Source organism: Bradyrhizobium sp. USDA 4510 (assembly GCF_054059095.1).
Genome location: NZ_JBSSBT010000001.1, coordinates 5,265,388 through 5,279,991, shown reverse-complemented (window position 1 = coordinate 5,279,991; position 14,604 = coordinate 5,265,388). Strand labels below are relative to the sequence as shown.

Genomic DNA, 14,604 nt, shown 5'->3' with positions numbered 1-14,604 from the left:
ATGCGCCGTGCAACGGAGGACGTCGGCGTGCTGCTTGATCCCCGCCTCGGCGACTTTGAGGACAATGCCGCCAGCCCGGAACAGCGTTCGTTGTTCGCGATCTTGGGTAGCCTTCTGGTTGAGATAAGCCCGGCGAAACTGTTGTTCGCCTGGACGGTCTCGCTTCTGCTTCCGGGCGTACTGCTCGGCCTTGCGCCACTTGTCGCATCCGCCTGGATTTCGAGCCTTTCGCAACACGCTCTTGCCCTGTCCGAAGTGGGCGCCGTGCTGATGCTGATTGTGATCGCGGCCTTGGGATGGCTCGGCGGACGACCGCTGCTTCAAATCGCGGAAACAAGCTTCTGGTCGCTGAACGCGCTCGCGGTCCAACCGAGTTATGCCTTCACGCGCGAGGCGCTGGGCCATCTGGCGGAGCTGCTTTGGCGCACCGGCGCAACTCCTGCTTCTCGCACGAGGCTGCGCCGCGGTTGCTCGGTCGGCGCCGGCATACTGCTCTCCGCGGGGGCGGCATTGATCGCGGCCCTGGCCTGGCCTGCCTCGCAATGGACTGCGACCGTCAATGACCTTGTTCTGATCCATCGTCTGGTGTTGCCGACGTTCGCGAACGCCGTAGTGCTGGTGTCCTGCTATCTTGCGGTCGCATCACTGGCCTGGAGCGTGGCCGACGCCAGTATGGAACAACCGGCCGACCTGGCCGGATTCGACGCGACGCCGTCCGGAGGCCGCTGCTGGCGCGTTGCGCATCTGTCCGATCTTCACGTGGTCGGCGAGCGGTACGGCTTCCGCATCGAAAGCGGGACCGCCGGTCCGCGGGGAAACGAGCACTTCAATCGCGTGTTGGCTCGCCTTGCCGAAATTCACACTATTGATCCGCTCGACCACGTGCTGATCAGCGGCGATATGACGGACGCCGGCCGGCCCGGCGAATGGGCGGAATTTCTCGATGCATTGGCAGGTCATCCCGAGCTTGCAGCACGCATCATCATGCTCCCGGGCAATCATGACGTTAACGTCGTGGATCGTGCCAATCCTGCGCGCCTCGACCTGCCGTTCAGCCCGGGCAAGCGGCTACGGCAGATGCGTACCCTGTCGGCGATCGCGGCCGTCCAGGGCGATCGCGTGCGCGTCATCGACAGTTCCGGCAAACCGTCGGCCACGTTGAACCAGGCGCTCGCCCCTTATCATGATCGGATAACACAATTTGCGCAGCACGGAGGCGTGCGCCGCGCAGCGGCGCTCCGTGGCCTGTTCGATGATCAATTCCCGATGATCCTGCCGCCGGACCAGGACGGTGGCCTCGGGATCGCCATTCTCAACTCCAACGCCGAAACCCACTTCTCCTTCACCAACGCGCTCGGTTTGGTTTCGGAAGCGCAAACGCGGCGGTTGGAGGCTGCGATCCGTCATTTTCCGACGGCATGCTGGACCATCGCGCTACATCATCACGTGATGGAATATCCCATGCCGGTGAAGACATTTGCCGAGCGCATTGGGACAGCCTTGATCAACGGCAGCTGGTTTGTACGCAGGTTGCAAAGGTTTTCCGATCGCTCGGTGGTGATGCACGGTCACAGGCATATCGACTGGATCGGTACATGTGGTGCGTCGAGGATCGTCTCGGCCCCGTCGCCGGTGATGGGGGCCGACGATGCAGCCAGCTATTTCTATATCCACAAAATGATGGTCGGCCCGGACCGGAAGCTCTGCCTCGTCGAGCCCGAGCGGGTTGAGATTGCCGCAAGCTAGGACGCTTCCGGCTTGTCATGGTGCGATCCGCCACACAGATCGGCTATCCATGCGGCCGACGGACTCTCGGCACAGAAGGTCAGAATAGCGAGCGTGATCGGCACGCCGATGAAGGTCCCAAACAGGCCCCAAAGCGAGCTCCAGAAGAAGATCGCAAACAGCACCAGAAACGGCGAGATCGACAACGTCGAGCCGGCCACCCGCGGTTCGATATAGCTGCCGACCACGAACTGGATGACGTTGAGGCAGGCGAACACGCCAAACACCGCGGGCCAGCTCTCGAACTGCGTCATGGCCAGCAGCGTGGGGAACAGCGTCGCGATGAAAGGACCGACGAAAGGAACGTAGTTGAGGACAAAGGCGATCACGCCCCATTCGAATGCGAATGGCAGCCCGGTCACGGCGGCGAACAGGCCGACCAAGAGACCCGTGACCGCGCTCATCTGCGTCCGCACCAGCATATATTTACGAAACTTGGCGGCCGTCGCTTTGCTGCCCTTGAGCAGGACGCGGGCAGCTGTGCGATTCTCCAGCCGCTGGATTCGTCGACCAGCGTCTTCGACCTCGAGAAGTCCCAGCACGACATAGACCAGCGCGATGAGCCAGAAACTCAACGTGGTGTTGACGCGCCCCGTGACGTATTGCGTGGTGCGCAGTAGCCAGCCGACATTGAAATGCTCCGCCCAGACGCCGGCGAACGAGACGCCATGGCCGTCGAGCCAGATCACCGCGGCATCGTAGAAGGCCTGATACCGCGCCGCATCCGCAATCAAGGAGCGCCCGACGCGGCCGAACCCCCATGCTGCCAGCGAGGCAAACGCGATGCAGGTGGCAACCGTAACAACGACGGTAATGGCGAGCGCGAAGAGTTTTGGCAGCCACGACTGCAGCCGTTGCTGAACGGGCCAGACGATCGCGATGATGAACAGGGCGGCCGCAAGCGGGGCGAGCACGCTGCGCGCCTGAGCCACCGCCGCAATGACCAGCACCGCGGCGATGATGCCGGTCGTGATCTTCAACCCGCCAGCCATCCTTGGGTTACCCGATCTCCGTGAACGCAGAGATTGTCAGTCTGTCTCGTAGCGCGACAAGACGGAAATGAACTTGCGACGCAGCTACAGCAATCCTCGATAGATCCCCGGCGCGGAACCTTCGATGGCCACCGCGCCGACAGCTTTCGTATAGAAATCCGCCGGCCCGACGCCGCCGATGATGGCGTAACCGAAACCCTGGTGTTTCATGTCCTCGAGGCAGGCAAACAGCAGCGCCTTGCCGATTCCGCCCTGCTGCGCCTTCGGCGCGACACCGGTCGGGCCAAAGAAGTTGCGACAGGCTGCGTCGTGGCAGGCAAATCCCACGATCTTCTTTTGCTGGATCGCGATGAAGCAAGAGACCGGTTGGCGGCTGAACGCGACCTCGGCTTCGCTGGCCCACGCCTCGCTGAATGTCTCCCGCACCCAGGCCACGACCTTGTGCTTTTCCGGGGCGAGCGCGCGGCGCATGACAATTCCGGCCTTGAGCAATCGATCGTAGGCGGGCCGGGAATCGGGCAGGGCGTAGAGCTTGACGAGCATGTCCATCCGGCGAGCTTAGTTGAAAACGCATCCCGCGGGCAAATCACGGGAGCAAGGTCGAGGCGCCGGACTACCATTTGCGTTGTTGCTTGTTCGCGGCCTTGTTCGCGGTCCTGGCTTCACGTGCAATTGCCCAGAAATACCCGCCGCAGAACGCAACAATCGCGACAATCACACCGGCGGCGATCAGCTCTTGCATATCAGCGGCTCTCCACGTAGACCTATCTCGTCCACGTGGGAATTATGCCCACGAATACGCCGACGAAGAGGCAAATCGGTTTCGGGACGTAACGAGGCGGAGTGAATGCAGTCGAACTTCAGCCCGAACGGCATCAAGATGTTGCCTTCGGCCTTTCCGTCCCTGGGAATCAGTTCGATGGCGAAGATTTGCTGATTGGTTTCCTTGGCGAACTGTGTCTGCCCGAGGGTACACAGCTTGGCCCCGCCGTCGAGCTGGCATTTGACGATCCAGTCTCCGTAGGTCTCGCTGATCGCGGAAAGCGCCCTTGGGAAGTTGGACGGCGCGGACCACGCCGTCCATCGCGGACGTCCGGCTCCGTGTGTCGATCGGCATGGAGACGGTGCTCCCGCCGGGGCCGTCCTCAAGCTTGACGGCAAGGATCTCGAACAGACGCGCTTCTCCACCTGCACGGCGCAAGGCAGCTTGCTGCCGGTATCCTTTCCCACGGCCGTGACCGACACCATCAGCAAGGCCAAAATGCTCACCGTTGCCGCACAGAGCATCAGCAACGGGCAGGCCGTCGTCTTTAACGTCTCCCTCAACGGCTTCGCCGCGGCGCTGGAGCGCACCATTCAGCTCGGAAGCTGAGCGGCACGACGTTCCGCGCCCACCGCACGATGGCTGCGACAGATCACCCCGACGGGCAAATCCCGCTTCCGTCGTCGGGCAAATCATTGATCCAATTCCGCCCGTCTCACCCGATTGAGGGGCGCTTCGCGGTCGTCACGAACGTGGGTCGAGATGCGGTGGACGCCGATTGCGCAACTGACGAGTGCGCATGACGTGGACGGTGAAGTCGTGTGGTCCTGATGCCAAGCCTATTTTTTCATGATCCAAAGAACGAATAAAAGCCATGTCTGTCAACGGCTTAAACAGAGTCGCTTGAGCTGGGTCCCAATAGGCCCTTAGACCGTTCACCTTCAGGTGCCAGACCATAGCTTCGGCCCATCGTGTGACGGACAAATACCGGGCATTTACGGTGGATGACGTCCGTTGATGTCCGGCCTGATCTGGAAGATAGTTGGAAACGCGAACAAATGGTGGGGGCCGCGATGACGGAAGTAGCGTTGCCCGAGACGCAGTATGCGCAGAGCGGCGACTTCAACATCGCCTATCAAGTCATGGGCGACGGGCCCACCGACATTATCCTAGTTCCGGGCATTATATCCCACATCGATTTTCAGCACGAACTCCCGGGCTATACGCGCTTTCTTCGTCGCTTGGCGAAGTTCTCAAGGGTCGTCACGTTCGACAAGAGAGGTCAAGGACTATCAGATCGGTTGGCCGACGTACCGTCTCTTGAGGAACGTATCGACGATGTCCGCACGATCATGGACGCAATCAACTCCAAGCGTGCTGCGCTAGTTGGCTTCTCTGAAGGCGCGTCGATGAGCGTTCTATTCGCGACGACCTACCCAGAGCGCGTTTCCCACTTGGTCTTATTCGGAGGGCTGGCGCGGATATCAGACCTGCTCCCGCCCAACCTCACGCCATCCGAGGTTCAGGAACGGTTAGCTTACGTCGTAAAGAGTTGGGGAAACGGGGACTTCCTCAAGCGAGTTTTCGCGAGTGATGCTGGCAATCCGGAGATACTCGCTCGCATCGCAAAATTCGAAAAGTTGGGCAGCAGTCCTGGCGCACTAAAATCCTACATACTTTCGAACCGACGGATAGACATCAACCCCATCCTCCCAGTCGTCCGCACGCCAACCCTAGTGCTGCACCGAACAACCGACGCGCAGGTGCCTGTAACGTTAGGCCGCCAGCTCGCCGCCGGTATCCCCGGAGCGAAATACATTGAATATCCGTCGGGCGATCACGCGTTCTGGACGGGAGACATTGAGCGCGTTACCGGAGACATCGAAGAATTCATCACTGGACAACGCGCCAGCGAGGGAATTGATCTGGAGCGCATACTCGCTACCGTTCTCTTTACTGATATCGTTGGATCGACCAATCTCGCTTTGCAACTCGGCGATCACCGTTGGCGCGACCTCTTGGACAATCACGACGATCTTTCCGGCCGGATTGTCAGCAAGCATCGCGGCACTTTGGTGAAGAGCACAGGCGATGGCGTTCTGGCGACCTTTGACGGGCCGGGGCGGGCTGTGCGATGCGCCTTGGCGCTCAGTGAAGAGAGCAAGAGTATTGGCCTGCCCGTACGCGCAGGTCTTCATTGCGGCGAGGTCGAAATCAGAGGCAACGACATCGGTGGCATTGCCGTCCACGCAGCCGCGCGGGTGATGTCGCAGTCGGGAAGCAATGAGGTATTTGTCTCGCGGGTGGTCACCGACCTCGTAGCAGGCACCGATCTGAAGTTCTCCGAGCGAGGCTCATACGAATTAAAGGGGCTGCCCGGGAAATGGGATCTTTTCGCCGCGAGCAAATAGTAGGCCGCCTTGACGCCATAGACGGCGCTGCCATTCCGGCGCAGCACCGTTGCGCGCTCCTCGGCGCAATGCGACCGAAGCATCTCGATAGATCGCCGCCGGTCAAGCCGCGAAAGCGCCCGCCATGATCGCCATACCAGTTCCAAATCGCTCATCGCGCTATCCTACGGAAGTCGCAACGATAACCCGGCGACCCGGCGCAGCAAAATCGCGAAAAGACGGGCCAAATACGCGAAAGGCCCGGCGTCCCGCGTACCGCCTTTCGAGGGCACGGCTCAAAGTACCTTAGCTTAGGTCCCGTTGCCGATTAGGCCACGAACTCGTTTGAGAGGCGCCATCAGATGTTCTGGCCCCATCAATTTCCATTGGACACCATCTGTTCTTACCCGTTTGGACTGCCGATGTTCTCCGGGGTGAACAGAGTTTCATATCTCGATTAGCGCAGGGTATTGACGTCCGCTAGCGCCCTCTTCAAATGGTTCCCGGCATCGGGGAACCTCAAATGAAGGACATGAAGGCGCACTTGGAGAAGCTTCGGGTCGAGGCCGAGGAGTGCGAACTCATCAGCAACCTCGCGACCAACGAGACTAAGAAGACTTGTTTGCCAAGTTAGCCGCCCATCATCGGGCGCTCGCTGATGAGGTGGAACGGACGATCAACGCTTCCAAACCGCAGAGCACATAGGAGTTTGGTTGCCGTGTTCGCGTCGTAGTTCTGCCGGTCCGGGGATCTCCGTGGGTGAACCGAGTGCCAGTCCCAGTTAGCGCGCTTTGTACGCCGTGATGACTTGGTGGAATTCGTCGTCATCGTCTACGGTCAATAAACCGATGACCATCCAGCCTGCGCACAAGCCGAGAACTATCAGCGCCATTTTTAGCCACGGTCTCATAAAGGCTAATATGCTCCGAGAACCAGCTATTTACCACCCCACGGCGCTTTGCCGTGGCACAAATTGCACCGGCGATCCCTAGCATCCGGGCGTAGAGTTCCAACTCCAAACGCAGGGGTTGTTGCAGTGACTACCTTTAGCGCGCTCATCGTGGCGCTCGGGCTAAGCCCATCGCAATCGTGGCTATTGCCCTGTTCATGTAGAAAAGAGAGGCCGCCCGTCGAATGCCCTGAAAGCCGGCCCGCTCGCGCACCGAAAACCTTAACGGGATCGGCAGTATCAAGCCTCTCGCGCGATATCACTGCCGGCAACCCAGACTGGCGTTGCCGATTAACGGTTTTCTACCAATTGGTGTCAGTCTAGGTCATTGCGGTTAGGTCGCGACGAGCGACAACGCATTCCGGAATGCTCAACCTGACCAGCCCGGTTGGCGGTCTCCCTATGGGGCCCACGATGATCAAAGGTTTTGCGATTGCAGCCCTCGCGCTGCTAGGTGCATCGCAGGTAGACCAGTATCTCACCCACGGCCGATACACCGACGCCACCATGATGATGGTGAGACAGATGAGGCACTCCTTTGGGATTTAGCAGTCCCGGGCTCTATGCAACCTTAGGGGTTCCGCTCTAGTGAGGACGAGCGCAGGGGTGTACTGCGCCTTGGGCTTACCGGCGGCCCTAGCTACCTGAGCTAGGGCCGCTCCTCGGCTCGTCGATCCTCACATGACGTCGCTCAAGTTCATGCAGGCACCTTTTGCAATCGTCGCTCCCAAGGCAGCGCCGGCACCTTCAATGCGAAGGCGCCATCGCCGAGCAGTGCTTGGGCGAGTAGCATCACCGCCCAGGCAAAGGGCATTTCCCATCCGCCTTCGACGAACCAGAAGTTCTTACGGACCATCCAGAAGTGCGTGGCACCGAGCATCATCGGCAGCGTGTACAAGCTCACCCAGCGGGTATAGACGCCGAGCAGCAACAGGATGCTCGCCGCGAATTCCGCGCTCAACGTGTATGTGAGCACCCATTCTGGATATCCGGCTTTCAATAGGCCGTTCCACCAAAGACTGATCGGCTTCAAGATGAACTTGCCGTAGAGCGCCGCCAGGAACAGCCCGGCAATCGTAATCCGCAAAATGAACGCAGCGTAAGGCGCAGTCCTTTGGTCGATCATCGCATGCTCCCAATGAAGCGGAAGCGCATGGTCCGAAGGTCTACTGGCAGGAGATCGTCCGACGGAACGGCGCGACCGCAAATACTAATAAAGGAATGCAGCCATTGGAGGCGCTGCGCGCGATGCAGTCTATCGGTAAAAACCCGGACGGCATGCCGGTAAACCGGAGCCACCGTATTCATCCGGAATGGAAGTTCGCCCCGCACCGCAGCATATACCCAGTGTTCATCGAGTTCATATTTGCATTTCGCCCGGCCGTCTTAATTGGCGGCCGGGCTTTTGTGTGCCGATCGGTGCTAGTTCTTCTTGAGATCGCGCAGTTTACGCATGTAGTAGCCGTGGCTCTGGACCGCCTGTCTGATCTCCTCGCTGACCCTGACGACCCTCCTTCTGCTCTTGCGCCACTTACCTTGAGCGCTGACAGCCGGCACCGGAAAACCCTTTCTCACGACGAGCAGATCATGTCTGACATTGAAATACACCTCGACCATGTAATCTCCCAAAACCGTTGAAAGTATTGGTCCAGAGCAGATCGCCGTTCGCCGAAATGCAACCGGGTCTTTGGCGCTCGCCTGTGAATATCAAGGACAAGCCGCGTGCTCGTCGATCCTGAGACGGTATTTTCTGTTTGGATGTTGTTCGTATGCCGCACCCAACGACCAACGACTATCTGGACGAATATGATCGGGAGCTAGACGAGATCGTTGCCGCCTGCGACGGCGATGTGCGCAGCGCTCTGAGGGCTCTCTTGCTGGTCAACGAGCAGTTGGAGCGCATCCTAAATTGTTTGAACGCGGAACTGATCGAGCACGTGTCGCGGCATCGACGGCAGACGGTGCACTAAGCCGCAAATGGGCTCGGGCGAAACATGACGCAGCCTAGAATGCCGCCATCTGTGTCGCGAACCCGGTGGCGCGGCTATGGCAAGTCCTTTGGACAGAGCGGAGACGTGCCAACATTCAACAGTTGAGAGACGGCAGTCACCAATTGGGCAGGCGCAAATGGCTTCGTCAAAAGGATGCTGTTGGGCACGCCGTTCGCAGTCCATTGCTCGGCGCTGGCGCCGGTCATGTAAACGATCGGAAAATCGGGATGCATTTCTCGGACACGGCGAGCAAGCTGCCAGCCATCCATCGTATTCGCGCCGAGATTTACATCGGTGACGAGGGCTCGGTACTTATCTCCACTGTCTCGCAACAAACTCAACGCCTCATCGCCGGACGAAACGCCAAATGGCGCAAAGCCCGCCTCGCTAAGAGGACCGCTAATGAAGCTGTGGACCAAATGCTCGTCATCGACGATTAAGATATCGATAGTGTCCAAGGGGCCACCTCCCGCCGCAGCGTTGAGCGAGTTCCAAATTGACGCCCTGGCAGGAAGATGGTTCCCTTCGGGACGCATAAAGTCACTCCCCTCGGTTCTTGCGTTTCATCATTCGAGGGGCCGGCGGTGTTCTCCCGTGTCGATCCAGATGGACATCTCATCTGCCGGAGGCCTTGCGTAAGCCAAATGGCTTCGCACCGCTTTACAAAGAAAGGGTCCCACACGTGCGGGCTCCCAAGACGCCCGTCTAGTATTCCGCACGTAATTCAGGCGACGAGACGTAGATTGGTCTCAGGTTGCTTTGCGAGGCTGCCAATGATCCGTCGCAACTCGGCCGCGACGCCGTCGATTTTCCTTCATTCGCGTCGAATGATTGTAGACCTTGCCGGTGACGGTGGGCACGGCGACCTCGGCCTTCTTGCTCGAGGAATGATCGAGGCAACGTGCGATCCACGCATCATCAAAGCCAAGATCACCGGCCAAGGTCGCCGCCGTCCGCGTAGATCGTGCTGATCGCCGAGCGGGCAGGCGAAGACGTATTGCTTGTTCGATGCCCTGAGCGCCTCGCGGGCAATCTCGACCGCCAGGTCGGACAGCGGCTGCTGGATCACTCGGCGCTTCTTCACCCGCTTGAAACGTCAAGTTCTACCCATTGCTCGGGGCCCATGGGTGCGATCGGCTCCCAACTTTCCCTACGCTCTCTTCAACAGGGAGGGCGGAACGAAGAGCAAAGCTCGGGCAGATGTGTCGCGAGAATGCGGATGTGTGACTCACAGATCGTGCAACAATTTCAGCGTTGTCCCGGCGAAGGCCGGACCCATTACCACGAATGCGAATTGTTGCGCGACGCTGGGGCCACGGCCTGTTTTTCAACAACGCTACCCTGTGGTTATGGGTCCCGGCCTTCGCCGGGACGACGAATGGAGAAAGCCTGCGCCGGCTTTCGCTTTCAATCCCGATACGATGGATCCGTCCGGTCGAGCTTGCGCAGCAGAGCGGGCCAGGCGAGTTCGCCGTTGCGGGCGGCGCGGCCGGGCTTCGGCAGCATCCGCTCATAGGTGTCTTCGAGGATATTTTGCGGCGGATAGATCAGCTTGGTGTTGCAGGACAGCGCCATCACCTGGGTCTGGCAGGCGCGCTCGAGGCGGAACAGCACGTTGAAGGCGGCGGGCACGGTACGGCCGACGACCAAGAGACCATGATTGCGCAGGATCATCGCCTCGTTGTCACCGAGGTCGCGGACCAGGCGTTCGCGCTCGTCGACATTGTCGGCGATGCCCTCGAAGTCGTGATAGGCGATGTGCAGGAAGCGCATCGAGGTCTGCGCCAGCGGCAGCAGGCCGCATTCCATCGCCGAGACCGCCATGCCGGCCGGGGTATGGGTGTGCGCGACGCAATCCATGTCGTGCTTGGCCATGTGGATGGCGCTGTGAATGACGAAGCCGGCGACGTTGACGTCATAGTCGGTGGCGTTGAGCAGCGTGTTGCCCTCGACGTCGACCTTGATCAGGCTGGAGGCGTCGATCTCCTCATACAGCATGCCGTAGGCGTTGATCAGGAACTGGTCGGTGGTGCCGGGCACGCGGCAGGAGATGTGGTTCGCGATCATCTCGGTCATGCCGTACATCGCCGTCAGCCGATAACAGGCGGCAAGATCGACGCGGGCCTGCCACTCCTCGGCGCTCACCTGCTCGCGAACCGATTTCACGACCTTGATCGCGGGCGAGCTGACGGGGGGATTCATGGCGTTCTCTCCTTGAGATATCTGCGGGGCCGCGGCCCGATTGTTGCGGCGACCATAGCAGAATCCGCGCGGCGTCAAGCTGTGCTGCGCCTGCTTATTTGCAGGTCTGGCGGGCAAAAACCGAATGCGGATTGGCGCGCCGCGCCTTCAATGCCACAATGCGAAAAACAGCCGAGGCGCACCAAAATGAGCGATCGCAAGATACGTATCGCCGTCCTGCATTTCTCCCACGAAACCGTCTCGTTCCTGCCGAACGAGACCACGCTCGACGACTTCATCTATCCGGGCTCGCCGGCCAAAGGCGAGGCGCTGCTGCAGTTCGATCCCATGAACTATATGGGCGGCTTCGTGCAGGTGGCGCGCGAGTTCTCCGAGGTCGAGCTGGTCGGCATCGAATCCCCGCTCTGGCCGAAGACTTACACCGGATCCGGCTGGATCACCGAGGAAGCCTATCGCACCTTCACCGGCAAGATGATCGCCGGATTGAAGGAGGAGGGACCGTTCGACGGCGTCTATCTGTGCTTGCATGGCGCGATGGCCGTGCGCGGCGTGCCGCGTCCCGAAGCCGATCTGGCGCGGCAGGTCCGCGAAGTGGTCGGCCGCTCCGCCTTCATTGCGGCGACGTTCGATCCTCACGGCAACGAGGATGAGGCGTTCCTCGAGCAGGCGGACATGGCATTCGCGGTCAAATATTTCCCGCATTATGACGCGCATCTGCAGGGCGAACGCGCGGCGCGAATGCTGGTGCGGGCGATCCGAGGCGATTACAAGCCGGCGCACAGGACGATCAAGGTTCCCGTGATCTCGCCCACGGTGCTGCAATGGACCGGGGCGCGGCCCTGGATGGACCTCGTGCAGCGCGCGCTGGTCTGGGAGGCGCGCGAGGTCGACGTCTATGTCAACATCTTCTTCGGCTTCCCGTTCGCCGACGTTCCCGATGTCGGCATGACCGTGCAGGTTCTGACCAACGACAATCCAAAGCTCGCCGAGCAAATCGCGCGCGATCTCGCCGGCACGATCTGGCGGCTGCGCGAAGCCTTGCTGCAATCGACCAAATTGCACAGCATCGCCGAGGGCGTCGCGCTGGCCAAGCAGGCCGTCGCCGCTGGCAACACACCGGTGGTGCTGGCCGATCACAGCGACCGGTCGGGGTCGGCGACCTGGCTGCTGCGTGAGATCATCGTGCAGGACCTCGCCAACACCGTGATCGCGACCATCGCCGACGCCGGGGCGACCGCAAGCCTGAAGGCCGCCGGCGCCAAGGCCGGCGACGCCTTCGACATGGAGATCGGCGGCCGCGCCGACGAGTCGGCAGGCGATCCGGTTCGGATCCAGGGCACGGTTTCGGCGGCGGGCGAGGGCTACGGCCAGTTCTGGGTCTGCGTGCGCTTCGGCCGCAACAATGTGCTGATCCTGTCCACCTATCTGGTGCAGGTCATGGAGCCGTTCTCGCTGAAGGCGCTGGTGCCCGACATCGGCGCCTTTGACGTGATGGCGATCAAGTCGCGGGTCCATTTCCGGCGCGGCTTCGACGACAATGGATTTGCCAAGACGATCCTCCTGGTCGAACCCGATGAGCCGTTCCTCGGTACCACGCGTCTCGACAAGCTGCCGTACAAGAACGTCGATCTCGCGCAGTTCTATCCGTACGGCAATCCGGCGTTTTTGGAGCAATCGTCATGACGGAGAACCGCTATCGCCTGATCGGCTCGACTGCGTCGCCCTATGCGATCAAGCTGCGCGCGCTGATGCGCTACCGCCGGATCCCGCACGACTGGGTGATCATGACCAAGGCTTTGCGCGAGGCAACCGCGCATCTGAAGCCGATGCTGATCCCGGTGCTGCAATATCCCGACGGCAGCTACCGCGGCGAGACCACGACGCTGGCCTATGATCTGGAAGCGCGGCATCAGGGACGGTCGGTGATCCCCGAAGACAAGGCCATCGCTTTCATCAGCGATCTGCTCGAGGACCTCGCCGACGAATGGGCGGTGAAGCCGTTGTTTCTCTATCGTTGGTGGGATCCGGAAGACCAGGCCTATGTCTCGCGCTGGGCCGGCGAGGAGTGGTCAACATCGCAGGCCGAGGCCGGCAGCCGCGAGGAGATCGAAGAGTTCCGGCAGCGGCAGATTTCGCGCATGGTCATTCTCGGCGCGACGGATGAGAACAGGCCGCTGCTGGAGGAGAGCTACCGGCGTACGCTTGCCGCGTTCGAGCCGCATGTCGGCATGAGGAGCTATCTGTTCGGCAGCCGGCCGTCGCTGGCGGATTTTGCCTGGTTCGGCCAGCTCAGCGAGATGGCGACCGACCCGACCCCGATGCGGATCATGCGCGAGCGCGCGCCGTTCACCGATCATTGGGTGCGGCGGCTCGATGATGCATCAGGTGTCGAGGGTGACTGGTATCCTCGTGAGCAGGCGCTTGGCGGGTTCGCGGAGGCGCTGCTGCGGATCGCCGGCGAACTTTATCTGCCGTTCCTTGCGGCCAACGCGGATGCATTCGCGAAAGGCCTCGAGCGGCTCGAAATCAAGGTCTGGGGACTGCCCTATGCACTGGCGCCGTTCAAATATCAGGTCAAATGCCTGCAGCAGCTGCGCGAGAAGTTTGCCGCGCTCGATGCCGGCGAGCGCGCGGCGTTGAAACCGGTGCTGGAACGCACCAGGTGCTGGGCGATCCTGAACGGAGGCTGATCGATCAGCGACGATAGGCAGATTCGAAACGGTCGGCGCCTACGTCCGGTGCCGGCTGCCAAGCGCGATCGCAATCGTCTCCGGCTGCTTGATCCGCTCGATCAGCATATCGATGCGGTCGCCGCCCCATAACAACTCGCCGTTGAACACCATGCTGGGCACGCCGAACACGCCGAGGGCTTCGGCCTCGTCGATGATGCGATCATGTTCGGCGCGGGCAGGGCCGCGAACATAGGCCTCGAAGGCGTCGGCGGAGCCACCGACCGCGGTGATCACGCCGGCAATCTCGGGCAGCTCGTCGATTTCCAGCTCGTGGTTCCAGAACTTCCGGAACACCGTATCGTGATAAGGCCGGAACAGCCCGTGACGCTGCGCGAACAGCATCCCGGCGCTGGCGTAGAAGGCGTCGTAGATCCGGCGCGGGCCCTTCATGGTCAGTCCCTGCGCGTTGGCGAACCGGCGCGCATCCATGTAGGCGTAGCGCACCTTGCGCCAGAAGTGCGGCGTACGCTCCTCGACCGTGCCCATGAATTCGGGAATGCGCAGCGTATAGGGCAGCCATTCCAGCTCGACGCCGTATGTCTCCTCGAGTTCGAACAGCCGCTTGTTGGCGACATAGGCATAGGGAGACTTGTAGTCGGTGTAGATTCGGACCCGCGGCTTTTCCATCATCATTCCCCATCTCGTCGCGACAATTGTTCCCGATCCCGTGCGGTGGCGCAATGCGGCGTGACGAAGGGGAGATCGCGGGCAAACGAACGGGCCCCGGTGCAGTCAAGCATCGCGGGGCCCTGCTACTTCGTTTTAGCGAAGGATGTCTGGTATCGACCAGTCGTGTTTCG

Annotated in this window: 14 protein-coding genes; 6 read left to right on the top strand and 8 right to left on the bottom strand. The window is 60.8% G+C overall.

Going from position 1 to position 14,604, the window contains the following annotated elements; translation table 11 throughout:
* Positions 1-27 precede the first annotated feature (27 nt).
* Complete coding sequence (locus ACVMDN_RS24585) at positions 28-1,746, top strand: metallophosphoesterase family protein (protein ID WP_307720412.1); 1,719 nt, start codon at positions 28-30, stop codon at positions 1,744-1,746.
* Here the strand turns inward: ACVMDN_RS24585 and ACVMDN_RS24580 are convergent.
* The 3 genes from ACVMDN_RS24580 to ACVMDN_RS24570 form a co-directional block, all read right to left on the bottom strand.
* Positions 1,743-2,777, bottom strand: a complete 1,035-nt coding sequence (locus ACVMDN_RS24580) for an AI-2E family transporter (protein WP_076834138.1) — start codon at positions 2,775-2,777, stop codon at positions 1,743-1,745. The genes ACVMDN_RS24585 and ACVMDN_RS24580 overlap by 4 nt on opposite strands.
* Positions 2,778-2,861: 84 nt before the next feature.
* Positions 2,862-3,326, bottom strand: coding sequence for a GNAT family N-acetyltransferase (locus tag ACVMDN_RS24575; RefSeq protein ID WP_076834136.1), 465 nt, complete (start codon positions 3,324-3,326; stop codon positions 2,862-2,864).
* Positions 3,327-3,390: 64 nt separating this feature from the next.
* A complete protein-coding gene (locus ACVMDN_RS24570; RefSeq protein WP_283805986.1) occupies positions 3,391-3,519 on the bottom strand; it encodes a hypothetical protein in 129 nt (42 codons plus the stop codon).
* 315 nt (positions 3,520-3,834) lie between these two features.
* Between ACVMDN_RS24570 and ACVMDN_RS24565 the strand changes: the two genes are divergently transcribed.
* Together ACVMDN_RS24565 and ACVMDN_RS24560 are read left to right on the top strand one after the other, a co-directional pair.
* On the top strand, positions 3,835-4,149 hold the full coding sequence (locus tag ACVMDN_RS24565; RefSeq protein ID WP_244558996.1) for an invasion associated locus B family protein: 315 nt from the start codon (positions 3,835-3,837) through the stop codon (positions 4,147-4,149).
* A 395-nt stretch (positions 4,150-4,544) separates the two neighbouring features.
* Positions 4,545-5,951 (top strand): adenylate/guanylate cyclase domain-containing protein, encoded by a 1,407-nt coding sequence (locus ACVMDN_RS24560; protein WP_246786778.1) that lies wholly within the window; start codon positions 4,545-4,547, stop codon positions 5,949-5,951.
* A gap of 1,625 nt (positions 5,952-7,576) precedes the next feature.
* Here ACVMDN_RS24560 and ACVMDN_RS24555 read toward each other — a convergent pair.
* Both ACVMDN_RS24555 and ACVMDN_RS24550 read right to left on the bottom strand, forming a co-directional pair.
* Positions 7,577-8,005: a DoxX family protein gene (locus tag ACVMDN_RS24555; RefSeq protein ID WP_083715216.1), complete on the bottom strand. Its 429-nt coding sequence runs from the start codon at positions 8,003-8,005 to the stop codon at positions 7,577-7,579.
* A gap of 296 nt (positions 8,006-8,301) precedes the next feature.
* Positions 8,302-8,496, bottom strand: coding sequence for a hypothetical protein (locus ACVMDN_RS24550; RefSeq protein WP_016847326.1), 195 nt, complete (start codon positions 8,494-8,496; stop codon positions 8,302-8,304).
* A gap of 152 nt (positions 8,497-8,648) precedes the next feature.
* Here ACVMDN_RS24550 and ACVMDN_RS24545 point away from each other — a divergent pair, with 152 nt between their 5' ends.
* On the top strand, positions 8,649-8,849 hold the full coding sequence (locus ACVMDN_RS24545; protein WP_016847327.1) for a hypothetical protein: 201 nt from the start codon (positions 8,649-8,651) through the stop codon (positions 8,847-8,849).
* Between the two features lie 74 nt (positions 8,850-8,923).
* Here the strand turns inward: ACVMDN_RS24545 and ACVMDN_RS24540 are convergent, their stop codons facing one another.
* Positions 8,924-9,328 (bottom strand): response regulator, encoded by a 405-nt coding sequence (locus tag ACVMDN_RS24540; RefSeq protein WP_076834133.1) that lies wholly within the window; start codon positions 9,326-9,328, stop codon positions 8,924-8,926.
* A 949-nt stretch (positions 9,329-10,277) separates the two neighbouring features.
* A complete protein-coding gene (locus ACVMDN_RS24535; RefSeq protein ID WP_141339807.1) occupies positions 10,278-11,072 on the bottom strand; it encodes a class II aldolase/adducin family protein in 795 nt (264 codons plus the stop codon).
* Positions 11,073-11,258: 186 nt separating this feature from the next.
* Between ACVMDN_RS24535 and ACVMDN_RS24530 the strand changes: the two genes are divergently transcribed.
* Complete coding sequence (locus ACVMDN_RS24530) at positions 11,259-12,755, top strand: M81 family metallopeptidase (protein ID WP_456814774.1); 1,497 nt, start codon at positions 11,259-11,261, stop codon at positions 12,753-12,755.
* On the top strand, positions 12,752-13,762 hold the full coding sequence (locus ACVMDN_RS24525; RefSeq protein WP_253639316.1) for a glutathione S-transferase N-terminal domain-containing protein: 1,011 nt from the start codon (positions 12,752-12,754) through the stop codon (positions 13,760-13,762). Before ACVMDN_RS24530 ends, ACVMDN_RS24525 begins: the two co-directional genes overlap by 4 nt.
* A gap of 39 nt (positions 13,763-13,801) precedes the next feature.
* Here ACVMDN_RS24525 and ACVMDN_RS24520 read toward each other — a convergent pair whose 3' ends face one another.
* Positions 13,802-14,431 (bottom strand): DsbA family protein, encoded by a 630-nt coding sequence (locus ACVMDN_RS24520; RefSeq protein ID WP_456815271.1) that lies wholly within the window; start codon positions 14,429-14,431, stop codon positions 13,802-13,804.
* Between the last annotated feature and the right edge of the window lie 173 nt (positions 14,432-14,604).

What these genes read in the sequence shown, in the direction of transcription:
- ACVMDN_RS24580 (WP_076834138.1), bottom strand. Translation starts at nt 2,777, where the DNA reads ATGGCTGGCGGGTTGAAGATCACGACCGGCATCATCGCCGCGGTGCTG.
- ACVMDN_RS24575 (WP_076834136.1), bottom strand. Translation starts at nt 3,326, where the DNA reads ATGGACATGCTCGTCAAGCTCTACGCCCTGCCCGATTCCCGGCCCGCC.
- ACVMDN_RS24570 (WP_283805986.1), bottom strand. Translation starts at nt 3,519, where the DNA reads ATGCAAGAGCTGATCGCCGCCGGTGTGATTGTCGCGATTGTTGCGTTC.
- ACVMDN_RS24560 (WP_246786778.1), top strand. Translation starts at nt 4,545, where the DNA reads ATGACGTCCGTTGATGTCCGGCCTGATCTGGAAGATAGTTGGAAACGC.
- ACVMDN_RS24555 (WP_083715216.1), bottom strand. Translation starts at nt 8,005, where the DNA reads ATGATCGACCAAAGGACTGCGCCTTACGCTGCGTTCATTTTGCGGATT.
- ACVMDN_RS24550 (WP_016847326.1), bottom strand. Translation starts at nt 8,496, where the DNA reads ATGGTCGAGGTGTATTTCAATGTCAGACATGATCTGCTCGTCGTGAGA.
- ACVMDN_RS24545 (WP_016847327.1), top strand. Translation starts at nt 8,649, where the DNA reads ATGCCGCACCCAACGACCAACGACTATCTGGACGAATATGATCGGGAG.
- ACVMDN_RS24535 (WP_141339807.1), bottom strand. Translation starts at nt 11,072, where the DNA reads ATGAATCCCCCCGTCAGCTCGCCCGCGATCAAGGTCGTGAAATCGGTT.
- ACVMDN_RS24530 (WP_456814774.1), top strand. Translation starts at nt 11,259, where the DNA reads ATGAGCGATCGCAAGATACGTATCGCCGTCCTGCATTTCTCCCACGAA.
- ACVMDN_RS24525 (WP_253639316.1), top strand. Translation starts at nt 12,752, where the DNA reads ATGACGGAGAACCGCTATCGCCTGATCGGCTCGACTGCGTCGCCCTAT.
- ACVMDN_RS24520 (WP_456815271.1), bottom strand. Translation starts at nt 14,431, where the DNA reads ATGGAAAAGCCGCGGGTCCGAATCTACACCGACTACAAGTCTCCCTAT.